The organism is Corynebacterium sp. 5QC2CO (assembly GCF_024580435.1).
Taxonomy (GTDB): Bacteria; Actinomycetota; Actinomycetes; order Mycobacteriales; family Mycobacteriaceae; genus Corynebacterium; species Corynebacterium jeikeium_D.
This window is the reverse complement of record NZ_JANIKI010000003.1, coordinates 73,324-89,280: the sequence shown is the minus strand read 5'-3', so window position 1 is coordinate 89,280 and position 15,957 is coordinate 73,324. Positions and strand designations below refer to the sequence as shown.

Genomic DNA, 15,957 nt, shown 5'->3' with positions numbered 1-15,957 from the left:
TGTTGTCTACGTTTTATTCACTCTGTAAGAAAGACTCGACCATCAAATAGACCATGTGGTCTACTTTTGGCATGTCAGAAAACAACACCGTAACTCTTCATTGGTTCCTTCCCACCTACGGCGACTCGCGTGCCATCATGGCTGGCGGTCACGGCACCGACCCGCACGTCGGGGAACGAAAAGCAGACCTTCACTACCTAACTCAACTCGCTCTCGCGACAGAAGCCAACGGCTTTGAATCCGTCTTAACTCCCACCGGACAATGGTGCGAAGACGCTTGGCTGACCACCGCGGCGCTTATCGGCCACACCTCAAAGCTGAAATTCTTGGTCGCGCTGCGCCCTGGGCTAGTCAGCCCGACGATCATTGCGCAGCAAGCCCAAACTTTCCAGGACCTCTCAAACAATCGCCTGCTGGTCAACGTTGTCGTCGGCGGCGAGGACCACGAGCAGCGAGCTTTTGGGACCACTTGAACAAGCAGCAGCGCTATGAGCGTGCCGACGAAGTTCTCACAATCACCAACCATCTCCTTACAAAGCCAGACCCCATTGACTTCAACGGCCAGTACGTAACCGTCGAGGGAGCACAGCTGAAATCCCGGCCACAAACCGCACCCCCGATTTTCTTCGGAGGCTCTTCCAAGCCCGGCATTGACGTTGCTGCCAAACATGCCAATGTGTACTTGACCTGGGGCGAGCCGCCACAGAAAGTCTCGGAAAAGATCACCCGCGTTCAAGCGCAGGCCGACCAAGAAGGCCGGGAACTCGACTATGGCATTCGGCTGCATGTGATAGCCCGCGAAACTAGCAAGGAAGCGTGGGCTGTTGCCGAACGACTACTCGCGGAGCTCAATCCCGATACTGTCGAACGCATTCAGGCAGGTCTAGGCTGTTCCCAGTCGGAGGGGCAGCGTCGGATGACCGAGCTGCACAATCAGGGCGGCAACTTCACCAACAGCACTAATGCCCGTGACCTGGAGATTGCACCGAACCTGTGGACCGGCGTAGGCCTCCTTCGTGGCGGAGCTGGCACCGCATTGGTCGGCTCCTATGACGAGGTCGCAGCTCGGATAGCTGAATATCGCAGCATTGGCCTTGAGCACTTCATCTTATCTGGCTATCCGCATCTCGAAGAAGCCTACCACGTCGGCGAAGGCGTCGTTCCCGCATTACAGCGCTTGGGCCTCGAGGTCACTAACCACGACTGCAACACCACTCCCCAGCACAACGCCGTGCCTTTTGTCCCCGTGACCCGATAGGAAAACATGACTTCTCCCGCACTCACCGGAACACATCTCCGCACCGTTCTCGCCCACGCACCGACATCAATTGTCGCATTGGGGTCGCTTGTCGACGGTCAACCGGATGGCATGATCGCAGGTTCTTTTGTCGGCATTAGCCTGGATCCTCCCCTCGTCGGGGTGGCTATCCAAGACACCTCATCGACTTGGCCTCGGCTTCGTTCGGCCAACGCCGTAGGCATCAGTGTGCTGACCGAAAACCACGCTCACCTAGTTCGCCAACTCGCCGGCCCCAAGGAACACCGATTTGACCGAGTTGGCTGGTTTACGGACGGCGATGCCGTGCACCTCGACCACTGCTGCGCACAGCTGACCACTTACGTGGTTGATGAGATTCCTCTCGGGGACCACATTCTCGCCGTGTTGAAGGTCGACGGTGCCACTGAATTCAGCACTACTCGCCCGCTGGTCTTCCACGGTTCCCAGGTAACAACAGTTGCCTCAACTTCTCCCTAACAGCTGGCCCTTAAAAAAGGACACAACAACCATGTCTGAGCGACAAACAAAACGGCAGATCCTCCTCAACGCATTCGATATGAACTGCGTAGCGCACCAATCACCCGGGCTATGGCGACATCCCGATGACCATGCTCGCGATTACAACACCATCGACTACTGGGTTGATTTAGCAAAGACGTTAGAAAAAGGACTATTTGACGGCCTTTTTATCGCTGACGTACTTGGCACCTACGACGTCTACGGCGCTAACAACGAAGCCACTTTGCGTGCTGGCACGCAGGTTCCCGTCAATGATCCGATCTTGCTCGTCTCCGCAATGGCACAAGCGACCGAGCACCTTGGCTTTGGAATTACTGCCGGAACCGCTTATGAGCACCCCTATCCCTTTGCCCTTCGTCTAGCGACTATCGACCATCTCACGAATGGTCGTGTTGGTTGGAACGTCGTCACCGGCTATCTGCCCTCAGCTGCACAAAACCTAGGCGATACTGACCAGCTTCCTCACGATGAGCGCTATGACCGCGCGGATGAATATCTCGAGGTCGTCTACAAACTCCTCGAGGGGTCGTGGGAAGACGATGCTGTTCAGTACGACAAAGCCAGCGGTGTCTTCACCGATTCTGACAAGGTGCACCCCATCAACCACCATGGCAAGTACTTCGACGTTCCCGGCATTGCCATCGCTGAGCCGAGCACTCAGCGCACTCCAGTGATTTACCAGGCGGGCTCGTCGCCGAGGGGCCTGCGCTTTGCCGGAGAAAATGCTGAGGCTGTGTTTATTAACAGCAATACGCCTGCGGCGATGAAGAAGACGGTTGCCAAGATTCGCAGCGCAGCCAAGGCCGCCGGGCGTGATCCGCACTCGATTAAGGTATTCGCAATGCAGACCATCATCACTGCAGCTACCGAGGACGAGGCCGTCGCAAGGCTCAAAGAGTACCAGACCTATACCGATGCTGTCGGCGGTTTGACGCTCATGTCAGGGTGGTCCGGCGTGGATCTTTCGAAGTATGACCTTGATGCCCCGATTACCAACATCGAATCCAACGCGATTCAGTCAACTGCGGCAACAATTTCCTCAGGTACGGGCGCTGACGACGGCGCGTGGACGGTCCGGAAGCTTGGCGAGTGGACTGGAATCGGCGGATTCGGCCCAATTCTGGTGGGGTCGGGCAAACAGGTTGGTGCTGTTGCAAAGTTGGGGCAGTAGGAAGAGCGACGTGAAATAATCACAGCCATGGGTATCTTCTCCGGTCGTCATTTCCCCCGTGACATCATTCTGTGGGCAGTGCGGTGGTACTGCCGCTACGGGGTGAGCTACCGCGATCTGGAGGAAATGATGACCGAGCGGGGCGTGCCGGTCGATCACACCACAATCTACCGCTGGGTCCAGAAATACGCCCCTGAGCTGGACAAGCAAACACGGTGGTACCGGCAAGTACCTGACTGGCAGGCCAGTTCCCGGCGGGTGGATGAGACCTATATCCGGGTCGGCGGCAGGTGGTGCTATCTCTATCGGGCGATCACCGCCGGTGGCCAGACCCTGGACTTTTACCTCTCTCCGAAGCGGAACGTGGCCGCAGCGAAGCGTTTCCTGGCCAAGGCCCTCAGATCCAATGCATCAGCCGGGTATCCCAGAGTGATCAACACCGATAAAGCACCCTCCCTGGCCAGGGCAATCGCCGAGTTGAAGTCAGAGGGAATCTGCCCGCAGACCGTGGAACACCGGCAGGTGAAATACCTCAATAACGTCATTGAAGGAGATCATGGGCGGCTGAAGCGGATCCTCGGGCCGAAAGGGGGCGTTCAAAAACCGGACCTCGGCGTACCGGACGTTGAAAGGGATGGAGGCGATGCACTCATTGCGGAAAGGGCAAGGCACGATGTTTGCCTACGGGCAACCGAACCCGGACGCGGTGATCGTCAACCGGGTCTTCCAGAATATCTAAGCAGGCTGGGCCATAATGCTGGCCAGGCGACGAAGAAAGGAGTGTTCGCGGTTCTCCACCCAACTTTGCAACAGCACCCGAAAGATCCTAGGCCAAGTTGGCTGGAGTATTGCCGACCTTTTTGCAGTAGCGGACTACTTTAATGTTGAGATAACTGACCTTCTCCCCCGTCGCGTTCCCCAAACGCAAGAAACCCCCGATTCGCTTTCGCGAACCGAGGGTTCCACCTTAGTGGCGGGGGCAGGATTCGAACCTACGACCTCTGGGTTATGAGCCCAGCGAGCTACCGAGCTGCTCCACCCCGCGTCAACTGTCCTGGCTTTTACAAGCACTCACAGCGGGCGCTGGTCTCTCTGACCAACGAGAAGTAACTGTAGCACGACCCTCCCAACAAAGACCAATCCCCAGGTCATAGCCGATTTCGCTACAACCTGGGGAGTCTGCGGACCATAGAAACCTATGATTCTCGGTTAACTACTCGTTGCACGTCTTACTGGCCGTTGGCCTTCTGGTAGTCAGCGGCAGCGCGGTCGAGCTCGGCAAGTGCCTGGCCCTGTGCCGCGTAGTCACCGTTCTTCTGTGCGTCGTTAAGCTTTTGCAGTGCGTCGGAGATACGGCGAGCGGCGTCGTCACGCGCGGCGACATCAACCTTGCGCTCTTCCTTCGGTGCCTCGTCGTCGGACTCAGCGTCAGCGGCATCCTTGTCCTTATCCGCCGACTGCTCCTCAGTCTCTTCCTCACCGCGGACCTTGGTCGCGGCGGAAGCATCGATACCGACCTGACTCAGAGCCTCAGTGACCGTGGCGCCGTAGCCCACCTGACCGCGGTAAGCGACGAGAATACGCAGCAGCTTCGGGAATGCGGTCTCCTGGCCCTTGCGCTGGGTGTAGACCGGTTCGACGTAGAGAATCTCGCCATCGCCGACCGGCAGCGTCAGCAGGTTACCGTTGGTGACCACGTTCGTGCCCTCGAGCAGAGTACGGTCCTGGGCGACCTCATCTGCGGACATCATCGTGTCCTGCGCCTGCCGTGGACCCATGGTCTGGGTGTTGGTCGGCAGGGCACGGATGGTGATCTGACCGTACGTCTCCGGATCGGAGGAAGCGCTCATCTGGGCGGCGAGGAACTCGCGCTCCAGACCGCGGAATGCGGAAATCAGCTGGAAGCTCGGCTTTCCGGTCTTCGGATCGGAAGCGACAACGTAGTACGGCGGCTGGGAGAGGTTCTGCTCTTCCGGCGCGGTCGGATCGGACGGGACGGACCAGAAGGAGTCATTGGCGAAGAAAACGCCCGGATCGCTGACGTGGTACTTGGCCATCAGCTCACGCTGAACCTTAAACAAGTCCTCCGGGTAGCGCAGGTGCTCCTGCAGCTCCTCGGAAATCTCCGACTTTGGCTTCACCACACCCGGGAAGACACCCTCCCAGGCCTTGAGGACCGGATCCTTCTCATCAAACTCGTAGAGCTCAACGGTGCCATCGTAGGCATCGACGGTCGCCTTGACCGAGTTACGGATGTAGCTGACCTCGCTGTTCGGCAGCGGGCGTGGAGTGCCATCCGGGTTAATGGAGTCCTGTGTGGTTTCCTGGAGGCTCATGCGCTGGGAGTACGGCATCTTGGCCAGCGTGGTGTAGCCGTCGACGATCCACTTCATACGGCCATCGACTACAGCCGGATAGGTCTTGGTGTCAGTGGTCAGCCACGGGGCGACCTTCTGAACACGGTCACGCGGATCGCGGTTGTAGATGATCTTGGAGTCCGGCCCAATGCGGTCGGACAGCAGGATGTTGAGTTCCTGGTAGCGGGTGGCGAAAATCATGCGGCTGGCAAGCCCGCCTACGCCAACTCCACCCTCACCGTCGTAGGTGAAGTTACGACCGTCAGCATCGTACTCATAGTCCTTGCCATCACCGTTACCGCCAACAATCGCATAGTCGGCATCGCTGTTGGCGATAACCGGTCCGTAGTAGATACGCGGCTGCTTCAAGTTCAGGTTCATGCCGTTCGGATCCTCGGACTCGAACAGGTCAGCCACGGTGTACAGCGGGTAACCGCCGCGGGCAGAACCGGACTCGGAGGCAACCTCGTCGACCTTATTGGCCGGCGCAGCGACGAAACCATTGCCGTGGGTGTAGACCGTGTGACGGTTGATCCAGTCAGTCTGGTTACCCTGCAGCGTCTGCGGGTTCAGTTCACGAGCAGCGACGATGAAGTCACGGGACTCGCCATCAATCTGGTAGCGGTCAATGGCAAGCGGATCGGAGAAACCATAAAAGTTCTTCAGCTGGCGCTGCTGCGTGAAGGTACGTGGCAGCACTTCCGGATCCAGGATTCGGATATTGGCCAGAGTAGCGGCATCGCGGGAAATCGAGTCCGCACCTTCCTTCGCAGCTTCCTTATCGCCTTCCTTTTCAGCCGGAACGCCCCAGTCGCGCTCGACCTTCACCTTTTCGTCAGTAAGCCCGTAGTGGTAGCGCGTCGATTCAATATTGCGCGCAATGTATTCGCGTTCCTTGGAAGCGCGGTTCGGGTTCACCGAGAACTGCTCAACTGCCATCGGCCAAGCCACGCCAATCAGACCGGCGGAAACCAACATCAGCACGGTGGCAAACGCCGGGATGGAAAGATTGCGCAAGAAAATGGCCGCGAAGAACGCAGCGGCCACGACAATTGCGATGACCAGCAGCGTAATCTTCGCCGGCAGCAGCGCGTTGATATCGGTGTAGGAACCACCGGTGAAAGTCTTCTGCTTGTTATTCAGCAGCTCATAGCGGTCCAGCCAGTAAGACACAGCCTTGAGCAGCATGAAAACACCGGCCCAGCACGCCAACTGCGCACGAGCCGCATTGGAAACGCGGGTCTTCTCCCCTGTAGTCGGGTTACCTGGGCGGATGCCACCAAGGAAGTAATGTGTCACCAGCGACAGCAGGAACGCAATAACTACCAGGACAACCAGCGTCGAAACGATGTACGACCACAGCGGCAACTGGAATGCATAGAAGCCCAAGTCCTTGCCGTACTGCGGATCAGTCTCACCGAAGGACTGCCGATTTAAGAACAGCTGCACCGTCTGCCAATTACCCTGCCCCACAAGGCCACCGAGTACGCCGAATACAACGGGCAGCGTGGTGAACATCGACTTCGAACCGGATTCAGCCATCCGTCGGTACACTGCCTGCGGGCTGCGTGGATCCGTCAGTCCGAGGTCGACGGGCCGCGAGCGCCACGCCAGCCACATAGATAGAAATGTCAGTGCGCCCGTTATCAGGCCTACAGTGATAAACAGGACGATACGAGTGAGCCACGTGGTGGCGAATACCCCTCGATAGCCCACTTCACCGAACCACTGAAAGTCCGTATAAAAATTGACGGCGATTGGAATAACAAAGGTCAGCGCGGCAATCACCAACACGGTAATTGCCAGCCACCCCGGGCGGCCACCCGCCGATCGTCTCGGTCGAGTCTGGTTTAGAGACAACGTCTCTCCTGTTCGAGTTGAGCTTGACTTGCCAGCGAGCTGGTAAGTCGGTCGTACGCTTATCTGTCATCTACTCTAAATAAAGTTCCTAACATTTGACTAAGGATGCTGTTAATACAGCGTTGCCAGGAAAGGGGCGTCGTCAAGCGTCATGAGCGAAAACAACGGCACTCAGACTCATCTCAGCCAGCAGGCACTCAATCGCGCCGTGCGCGAAGCTGTCGAATACGTCCATGCCGAAGGTTGGGACCGCGCTCCGAGCCTCTTCGCCCTCGTCCCCACCGCCGCGCTTGCCGACGTGCTTGCCGACGAGCTGATTGACAGCGCCCCATTGACTGTCGTTGCGCAGGAACCTCTCCCCGAGGGAATTGAAGGTGGTAGCCCTGAGTTGGCGGACTTTATCGCTCGGACATCATGGCCGGCAGGTGTCGTCGGTGCAGTGTTGGCGCAGGAGATTATGGTCATCGCCCCGGAGCAGGCGGACAGTTTTGAGGGTGCATCCCTGGACGAGGTGCGGGCTCAGGCGGATGGTGAGGCGGCTCGCCAGGCACGGCTTTTCAGTGGCGTTATCAGTGAAGGTCCGCACCTAACGCTGATTCAGCCTCGCCCCACAGAAGCAGAACTGGATGAGCGTGGTCCCTTTGCTGAAGATGAGATTGAGCTAAAAGATGGTTCTGGGGTGGCCGATGGTGTCATCGCTGCGCTGTATTCCACGTTCGGAAGCGCCTCATAAATCCACCTACCAGCGATAAGAGACAAAAAGAGGCATTGAAAGCGCCGAATATCCATATAACTAGCTTATTCCGGTTGACATCGGGCTTAGAACCTAGTTGTATAACAAAGTGATAAAGGCGCGTCTCTAAGTATCCGCTCAGGGTTCTGTCGGACTTGGTTCTGTCGGACTGGGTTCTTACAGGGACGGTCTGTGGCGAAGAAATCGCGAGTGTAGCGCGAGTTTTTCCTTCTATAGGTTTTCAACTAAGAGGTTTTTAATTATGAAGAACAACGTTGTTCGCCGTGCAGCAGCCTCGGCAGCTGCAGCTTCTGCGCTGGCAGCCTCCCTCCTGACTGGCGGTGTTGCCAACGCTCTCCCTACTGGTAACTACGTTGCCTTCGGCGATTCCTTCGCTGCTAACCCGGGTCAGTCCGATCCAGCCGTACCGGGCCGTGGTGGCTGCCCGATTTCGGTCTCCAACATCGGCTCTCACGTTGCTCGTGAGACTGGTCTTGAACTGCACGACTACTCCTGCAACGGCACTACCGCTTTCATGCCGACTCAGCCGCAGAAGTCCCTGATGGGCCAGGTTGACAACGCCATCGCTCAGGGCTCCCTCGGCGAGGCTACCCAGCTGGTGACCATTTACGTTGGCGCCAATGACGCGATGCAGGGCGCTGTGCTGCCAATGCCGGTTCAGGATGACCTGTACACCACCAACGTTGTGGCCGCTGTGGAGAAGATCCGGGCCGCTAACCCAACCGCTCGCGTCATGCTGATTGGTTACCCGGCTTTCACCTCTAATGACCCGACTCACTACGCTTGCCCGGTTAACGCCGCAGGTTTTGCACCGCACATTCCGGCTGCCGGTATGCACCACTTTGAGATGGCTCTGCAGAACCGCCAGATGCGCGCTGCCGCTGAATCCGGTATCGGTTTCGTCAACATGAAGGAAGTCACCAACATCGACGTCGCAATGTGTGGTCCGGACGGTGAGCGTCAGGTCTCCGCAATCCTGGATACCGATGTTGCTTCCTACAACATGACCAACCACCCGACCTTCCACGGTTCGGCAGTTGCTGGCACCACTATCGCCAACGTCTACAAGAGCACTTTCTAAGACTTCTCAACGTCGCTCCGGCGTTATAGAGCGCAAAAACCCTCGACCCCGCTTTGAAAAGTGAGGTCGAGGGTTTTGCTATCTATTGCCGCAGCGGGCCCAGTTTTTACACTTTCGCTTCCGCCACGTCCGCCTCTGCAGTGACCTTAATGCGTTCTCTTCCCTTCAGCGCGCGGAGGGCGTAGAGAATTGTTGCTAGGTCGATAACCTCCTGCAGTAGCGCACCAACCACTGCTGGGATGTAGCCGAATGCTGCAACAAGCATCAACACAACGGAAAGCACGATACCAATCCAAATGGCTGTCTTGGCTACGGTCAGCGTCCAGCGTCCAATATCAATAGCTCTTGCCACTCGAGAGATATCGTCGCGAGTGATAACCACATCTGCGGCCTCGGAGGCTTCCGTGTCACCGCGCGCGCCCATGGCAATACCGACGCCAGCAGCTGCGAGCACCGGGGCATCATTGATACCGTCGCCCACCATGATGACCGGGTGCGGTTCCATTTCCTTCAGCAGGCGTACCTTGTCCTGCGGAAACAGTGAGGCATGGTATTCGGAAATACCCACCTGACCTGCAATTGCATGCGCGGTATTGGCATTGTCACCGGTAAGCACCACAGTCCGTTCAAAGCCGTGATGTTTGAGTGCGCTTACGAGCTCCGCCGCATTTGCGCGTGGCTGGTCATCCAGGATTAGCGCGCCAGCGTACTTATTGTCGATGGTGACGTACGCCGCCGTCTGCCCGTGACGGAAGGCAATTTCCCTGACTTCCGGCGCTACCCGACGAATGAAGTCCAGCGTGCCGACGCGCACCTTCACCTCAGCTACCGTGGCCTCCACACCTTCGGCATCTACCTCCGTACCATCTTCGGCCACTGGGAGCTCCAGCCCATCGGCCGCCTGAATAATGCTGTCAGCCAGGACGTGCGTGGAGAACTGCTCGGCTGCCGCAGCGTAAGCGAGCATCTGGTCACGATCGATGCCTTCCGTGTGGACCTCAGCGACTGTTGGGCGTCCATAGGTCAGCGTGCCGGTCTTATCGAAGGCGATTGACTTAGCAGCAGCAAGGCTCTCTAGAACGGCACCGCCCTTAACAATCACACCAGCATTGGATGCACGACTCATGCCGCCGAGGAACGCCACCGGAGCGCCAATCAGCAACGGGCACGGGGTAGCTAGAACGAGCACCTCAGCAAATCGCACAGGATCACCACTGATAGCCCAGGCGACGGCCGCGATGAGGAGTGAAACCACTGTAAACGGCACCGCGTAACGATCCGCCACACGCACAATAGGCGCCTGCTGATCCTCCGCCTGCCGCACCAGCGCAATAATCTTCTGGTACTGAGAATCTGCCGCTGATTTGGAGGCTTGGATTCGAATTGCCTGTGTTCCGTTGACGGAACCTGACAGAATCGTGTCCCCGACATTCTTATGCACAGCCCCTGCCTCACCCGTCAGCGAGGACTCATCAACCGAAGCTTTATCAAAAGTCACGCCGTCAACCGGAACGACCTCCGAAGGACGTACCAGCAGATAGTCGCCCTTTGCGACATCCTCAATAAGGATTTCCTCCGCATCATCCGGCGCCGCCTCCAGCGAAGGCAGACGACGTGCCATATTCGGTGCGCGATCTAGAAGGCTACGCAAATCCCGCTTTGCGCGATATGCCGCATAGTTTTCTAGTGCCTCACCACCTGTGAGCATTAAGACAATAATCGAGGCCGCGATGTATTCCCCCACCGCAAGGGTCGCAATCATTGCAATAACAGCGAGAATATCTAGCCCAAATTCCCGGCGTATTATCTGCTTTACCATGTCGAATGCTGTCAAAATAATGACGAATCCGACAAAAACTGTTGCAACAATTTGGGCTGAAGCCATCAAACCTGTGAAATGCAGAATAAGCACAACAATAAGCTCGATTACTACAGCAACCAAAAGACGGTATTCCTTTAAAATGTTGCGCATTTTCCCCATAGTCCTATAATGCCAGGTTATTGAGCGTTTTGCGAGTTCAACGGGCTCAATTCGGATTGTTCAATGAGCATTACCTAATGTCTTTTACTTCGCAGTGCCTGACAAATTAGAAACACAATTGCGCAACATAAAAAACATACAACGAAAAATCCCCGGTCGTAATGACCGGGGATTTCCATTTGTGGAGCTGCCGAGAATTGAACTCGGGTCCACCGCCAACTCGCCAGGGCTTCTCCGTGCGCAGTTCGCACGATCGCCTCTACTCGACCCTTCGGCTCAGGCAAACATGTCCGAATGACGGGCCCAGCCGCAAGTAAGAAGATCCCCGATGAGCCTTACGGCACACCCATCGGGCGAGCCCTTTTAAGTCGATGCCAGGGTCCGGACCAAAGGGCAAGCCCGGTCTGACAGACACGCTAGTCGCTTAATTAGGCAGCGAGAGCGTAGTCGCGCTGAGTGTTCTCGGCGCTTAATCAGTTGCTACGACGCTTAACGGTGGTCTCTAGCCTGCACCGGCACGCTTCCCCTGGCTCACTGTACGGTGTCGAAACCATGTCAGCCCCATACAATGCCTTCGAGCACGGGAAAGTGCGTAGCACTCAAAGGATGCCCAAGAATAACGCTTTACGACGAGAAAAGTCAACAGACCTCGTCGTAAAGCCCACTACCCCTTGATGCCCTTCACACGGCGGCCCAGCGCACGAGTAGCTTCGCGCTCCTCCGTGCGGCGTTTGATGTCCTGGCGCTTGTCATAGTCCTGCTTACCGCGGGCGAGTGCGAGCTCGACCTTCAAGCGACCGTTGGTGAAATACAGCTTCAGGGGTACAAGCGTGTTGTTGCCATCGCGGACCTTGCCCCACAGGGTGTCAATCTCCTTGCGGTGCAACAACAGCTTGCGCGAACGACGCGGCGAGTGATTAGTCCACGAACCGTAGGAGTACTCCGGGATATGCAGCCCGCGCAGCCACACTTCTCCGTCATCGATGGTCGCGAAGGCGTCGTTAAGCGATGCTTTGCCCTCGCGCAGCGCCTTGACCTCAGTGCCAACGAGAACGACACCGCATTCGTAGGTGTCAAGAATGTTGTAGTCATGGCGGGCACGACGATTGGTGGCCACCACCGCGTTGTTGGCGCTGACCTTTTCTTTCTTCGACTTCTTCTTGCCCATAACCTGCTTAACTCTAGTCGAAGAAGGTGCACTACAGCTATTCCCTAGCTATTCCCTTAACTTTCCCTTGTGCGCCTCCTTGCAGCCAACATATATATGCCTCTGGCCTTTTACGTTGTGACGCAACTTACTTTCCCCTAACCTTTTACCAACGTCTAACACAGAGGGATTTAAATATGGGACAGTCAAAAACGTTGGAACCGGACAAAGCGCCCCCGAAGCCAAAGGGGTTCCTAGCAACACTGGAACGCATCGGCAACGCACTGCCAAATCCGTTTTGGCTGTTTGTAATTCTTGCCGGTGTAGTCATCGTTTCTTCGTGGCTCGGTGAGGCTGCGGGGATGCAGGCCAAGGATCCCGCGTCGGGTGACATCATCGAGGTGGAAAGTCTCGCTACCGCTGAGTATCTGCAAAAGATGGTTTCTGAGGCGGTAACGAACTTCACGGACTTCGCACCAGTTGGCCTGATTCTGGTGTGCATGCTCGGTGTCGCCATTGCGGAGTACTCCGGTTACATCGGCTCGGCAATTCGCGCGGCAATTTCCAAGGTGCACTCCCCTGTCCTGCTGACATTCATCGTTGCACTGGCCGGCGTGACTGGTTCGATCGCTTCTGATGCCGTCTACGTGATTCTCATTCCGCTGGGCGCCGCCTCATTTGCCGCCGTTGGTCGTAACCCTATTGTCGGTGCGATGGTCGCCTTTGCCGCCTCGTCGGCCGGGTTCAATTCGTCACTGGTGCTCAACATTACCGATGTGCTGCTGGCAGGCATCTCCACGCATGCGGCGCACTTCGTAGATCCGGAATACGTAGTTTCGCCGCTGGCCAACTACTTCTTCACCATGGCCTCGTCGATTGTGCTGGCTCTGATTATTACGGCTGTTACTGAGCTGTTCATCACCAAGCACGTGGAGAAGACCATCCACGAAGATCATGTTGACCACGAAGCTGCCGAGTTCACCAAGCCGGGCGCTTCGGAGGAGGCTGCTGAGGAAAACGCTAAGAAAAAGGAGCAGGACACCGCGTCGAGCAGCTCCAACAGCGGCCGCGAAAAGCTCGTTCTAAATGCCTCCGAACGCCATGGCCTGCGCTACGGCAACATCGCCGCCGTCATCTTCCTGGCGCTGTGGTTCGCTGCCCTATTCATCCCGGGTTCGCCTCTGCGCGGCGAAGGCGACGGCATCTTGAATTCCGTGCTGCTTACCGACGTCGTGGTGTCCATTGCCCTCTTCTTCGCCGTGGTCGGTATTGCGTACGGCATTGGCGCCAAGACCATCACCTCCTCTGCAGATGTGCCCGCCTTCATGGAACGTGGCCTGGGCACACTGACCACAATGATGGTGCTCTTCTTCGCTGTTTCGCAGTTCACGGCCTACTTCAAGTGGTCCAATATCGGCCAGTGGACCGCCATCAAGGGCTCCGAATTCCTGACCAAGGCGGATCTGCCGCCGCTGTTGCTCTTTGCTGCCTTCGTCCTGATGGTGGCTGTTCTCAACCTGCTGATTACCTCGGGCTCTGCACAGTGGGCACTGATGGCGCCGGTCGTGGTGCCGATGCTGATGTACGTCAACGTCTCCCCGGAGGTCTCTCAGCAGCTATTCCGTATTGGTGACTCCCCGACCAACATCATTACACCGATGTCGCCGTACTTTGCGCTGGCCTTGACCTTCCTGCAGAAGTACTACAAGCCGGCGGGTGTCGGCACACTGATGTCACTGGCCATCCCGTACTCGTTGTGCATGCTGGTGGGCTGGTTCCTATTCTTTGTCGTGTGGTATCTCGCGGGTATTCCACTGGGGCCAGGAGTTCCGGTGCGTTAACTCACAACTTCTGGGCAACTGAGGGATTGGTCGAATTTTTCGGCCAATCCCTCAACTATTTGCGGTACTCGGGTTTAGTATTGCGTACGGTCGCCACCACAACGGGCGTCGTTAAGCGAAAACGTACACACTTTGAGCACACACTGAGACGCGGATATAACCTATGCCAACAAAGCACCTAAAATTTACGGGATCGACAGGCGAGACTCTGGCTGCATCGATTGATTTGCCGGACGGTAAGCCACGCGCGTGGGCACTATTTGGTCATTGCTTCACGTGTAATCGGATGGTGCCCGGCGCATCACGCACCTGTAAGGCGCTGGCGAAGAAGGGCATTGCGGCGTTCCGGTTCGACTTCACTGGCCTTGGGCAGTCCACTGGCGATTTCGGTGAGACGACGTTCCAGACCAACATTGATGATCTCAAGGCTGCCTACAAGTTCATGGAGGCAGAGTTCGAGGCACCGTCACTGCTAATTGGGCACTCGCTCGGTGGCGCAGCGGCACTGAACGCCGGCCACGATATGCCGAAGGTCAAGGCGGTAGCGACAATCGGTGCGCCCTTCGATCCAGCTCACTCGATTGTGCGCATCGCCGGTGATATTTCGACGGTCGATGAGCATGGCACGCAGGTTCTGCAGATTGAAGGTCGTGGCATTCCGATCTCCCGTGAGTTCCTGGAAGTGTTGGCGGACTACAACCCGGAGGTCTATCTCAGCCAGCTGCGCAAGCCGCTTCTGATTCTGCACTCTCCGACCGACCAGACCGTCGGTATCGACAGTGCGCAGAAGATTTTCCAGGTATCTCGCTATCCAAAGTCTCTGATGAGCTTGGATCGCGCGGACCACTTGCTCACTCGCGCTAAGTCCGCTGCGCGTGCCGCTGACCTGATTTATGCGTGGGCTGACAGCTATCTTCCGGAGGCTGAATAGCCCCGTTATCATTAGGGGTTATGGACACGACTGAACACTCTGGCCATTCACACGGCCACGGTCACTCACACGGTCATTCACACGGCCACGGTCACGGCCATGACCACTCTCATTTTGACCCTGCGAATACTCCTGCCCGTCGCCTGCTCGCGGCTGCGGGGCTGACTCTTGTCGTTTTTCTCGCCGAGCTCATCGGGGGCTTGGTTTCGGGTTCACTGGCGCTGCTGGCAGATGCCGGCCATATGGTGACGGACTCCGCGGGCCTGCTGATGGCAGTTGCCGGTTTGGCTATCGCCCAGCGCGGAGCCAATCACCGCGCGACGTACGGGTACCGTCGTGTTGAAGTTCTGACTGCTCTCGTCAACGGTCTGACCGTTTTCATCATTGCCGCTGTGATTCTCTGGGGCGCAATCCGGCGATTCGGGTCAGTGGAGCAATCTGAAATCCAGACCACGTCGATGCTCATCATCGCGGTCATCGGCCTGCTGACCAACGTTATTGCGGCGTTTCTGCTCGCAGGTGCTGCCAAGGAGAGCGTCAACGTCCGCGGCGCATATCTCCATGTGCTTGTCGACGCCGCTGGTTCGGTCGCCGTCATTATTTCCGCTATCGCTATTGCATACACCGGTTGGACCGCCATCGACTCGGTGGTCTCCATCGTGATTGCGGTCTTCATTGTCCCGCGCGCTGCCATTCTGGTGCGCGACTGCCTTCACGTGCTGCTGGAGTACACCCCGGAGGGCGTAGACACCGAGAAAATTACTGCTGACCTGTCTGACCTGGACGGAGTGGTCGATGTCCACGACCTCCACGTCTGGTCCCTCAATGGCAATGACCTGCTGGCGTCTGTCCACCTCGTGCGCTGCGATACGCTCCCTGACGGCGATGAGCACGTATTACTCGACCGTGCGCAGGCACTGCTTCACGACGTCCACGGGATTGAACACGCCACGGTGCAGATTGAAAGAACCGGGCACGCTGACCACGAGTACCCGGCTCATACCTAGATTGTTCGGCTAGTAGCTGAAATAAGGTG

At 57.2% G+C, this 15,957-nt stretch carries 9 protein-coding genes, 1 tRNA gene, 1 other RNA gene and 3 pseudogenes; 9 read left to right on the top strand and 5 right to left on the bottom strand.

Going from position 1 to position 15,957, the window contains the following annotated elements; translation table 11 throughout:
• Positions 1–71: 71 nt before the first annotated feature.
• The 4 genes and pseudogenes from NQ014_RS04005 (at position 72) to NQ014_RS03990 (ending at position 3,708) form a co-directional block, all read left to right on the top strand.
• Positions 72–1,258: pseudogene (locus NQ014_RS04005) on the top strand (LLM class flavin-dependent oxidoreductase).
• Between the two features lie 6 nt (positions 1,259–1,264).
• A complete protein-coding gene (locus NQ014_RS04000; protein WP_257073841.1) occupies positions 1,265–1,756 on the top strand; it encodes a flavin reductase family protein in 492 nt (163 codons plus the stop codon).
• Positions 1,757–1,787: 31 nt separating this feature from the next.
• A pseudogene (locus NQ014_RS03995) lies at positions 1,788–2,942 on the top strand (LLM class flavin-dependent oxidoreductase); the annotation flags it as partial.
• Between the two features lie 54 nt (positions 2,943–2,996).
• A pseudogene (locus NQ014_RS03990) lies at positions 2,997–3,708 on the top strand (IS6 family transposase).
• A 232-nt stretch (positions 3,709–3,940) separates the two neighbouring features.
• Here NQ014_RS03990 and NQ014_RS03985 read toward each other — a convergent pair.
• Positions 3,941–4,014: transfer RNA gene (locus NQ014_RS03985), tRNA-Met, on the bottom strand.
• 184 nt (positions 4,015–4,198) lie between these two features.
• The gene (locus NQ014_RS03980; protein ID WP_257073839.1) at positions 4,199–7,186 is read right to left on the bottom strand and encodes a UPF0182 family protein; all 2,988 of its coding nucleotides are present in this window, start codon (positions 7,184–7,186) and stop codon (positions 4,199–4,201) included.
• 151 nt (positions 7,187–7,337) lie between these two features.
• Between NQ014_RS03980 and NQ014_RS03975 the strand changes: the two genes are divergently transcribed.
• Positions 7,338–7,919 (top strand): PPA1309 family protein, encoded by a 582-nt coding sequence (locus NQ014_RS03975; protein ID WP_048733546.1) that lies wholly within the window; start codon positions 7,338–7,340, stop codon positions 7,917–7,919.
• Positions 7,920–8,181: 262 nt separating this feature from the next.
• The gene (locus NQ014_RS03970) at positions 8,182–9,021 is read left to right on the top strand and encodes a GDSL-type esterase/lipase family protein (RefSeq protein WP_257073837.1); all 840 of its coding nucleotides are present in this window, start codon (positions 8,182–8,184) and stop codon (positions 9,019–9,021) included.
• Positions 9,022–9,127: 106 nt separating this feature from the next.
• Here NQ014_RS03970 and NQ014_RS03965 read toward each other — a convergent pair whose 3' ends face one another.
• From NQ014_RS03965 to smpB, 3 genes are all read right to left on the bottom strand, one after another.
• A complete protein-coding gene (locus NQ014_RS03965) occupies positions 9,128–10,993 on the bottom strand; it encodes a heavy metal translocating P-type ATPase (protein WP_257073835.1) in 1,866 nt (621 codons plus the stop codon).
• A gap of 188 nt (positions 10,994–11,181) precedes the next feature.
• Positions 11,182–11,565: a transfer-messenger RNA gene (ssrA, locus tag NQ014_RS03960) on the bottom strand.
• Positions 11,566–11,666: 101 nt separating this feature from the next.
• Positions 11,667–12,170: an SsrA-binding protein SmpB gene (smpB, locus tag NQ014_RS03955; RefSeq protein WP_005511394.1), complete on the bottom strand. Its 504-nt coding sequence runs from the start codon at positions 12,168–12,170 to the stop codon at positions 11,667–11,669.
• Between the two features lie 176 nt (positions 12,171–12,346).
• Here smpB and NQ014_RS03950 point away from each other — a divergent pair, with 176 nt between their 5' ends.
• From NQ014_RS03950 to NQ014_RS03940, 3 genes are all read left to right on the top strand, one after another.
• The gene (locus tag NQ014_RS03950) at positions 12,347–13,990 is read left to right on the top strand and encodes an AbgT family transporter (protein ID WP_257073834.1); all 1,644 of its coding nucleotides are present in this window, start codon (positions 12,347–12,349) and stop codon (positions 13,988–13,990) included.
• Positions 13,991–14,153: 163 nt separating this feature from the next.
• Positions 14,154–14,921: a S9 family peptidase gene (locus NQ014_RS03945; RefSeq protein WP_005511397.1), complete on the top strand. Its 768-nt coding sequence runs from the start codon at positions 14,154–14,156 to the stop codon at positions 14,919–14,921.
• Positions 14,922–14,941: 20 nt separating this feature from the next.
• A complete protein-coding gene (locus NQ014_RS03940) occupies positions 14,942–15,928 on the top strand; it encodes a cation diffusion facilitator family transporter (protein ID WP_257073833.1) in 987 nt (328 codons plus the stop codon).
• The last annotated feature ends 29 nt before the right edge of the window (positions 15,929–15,957 follow it).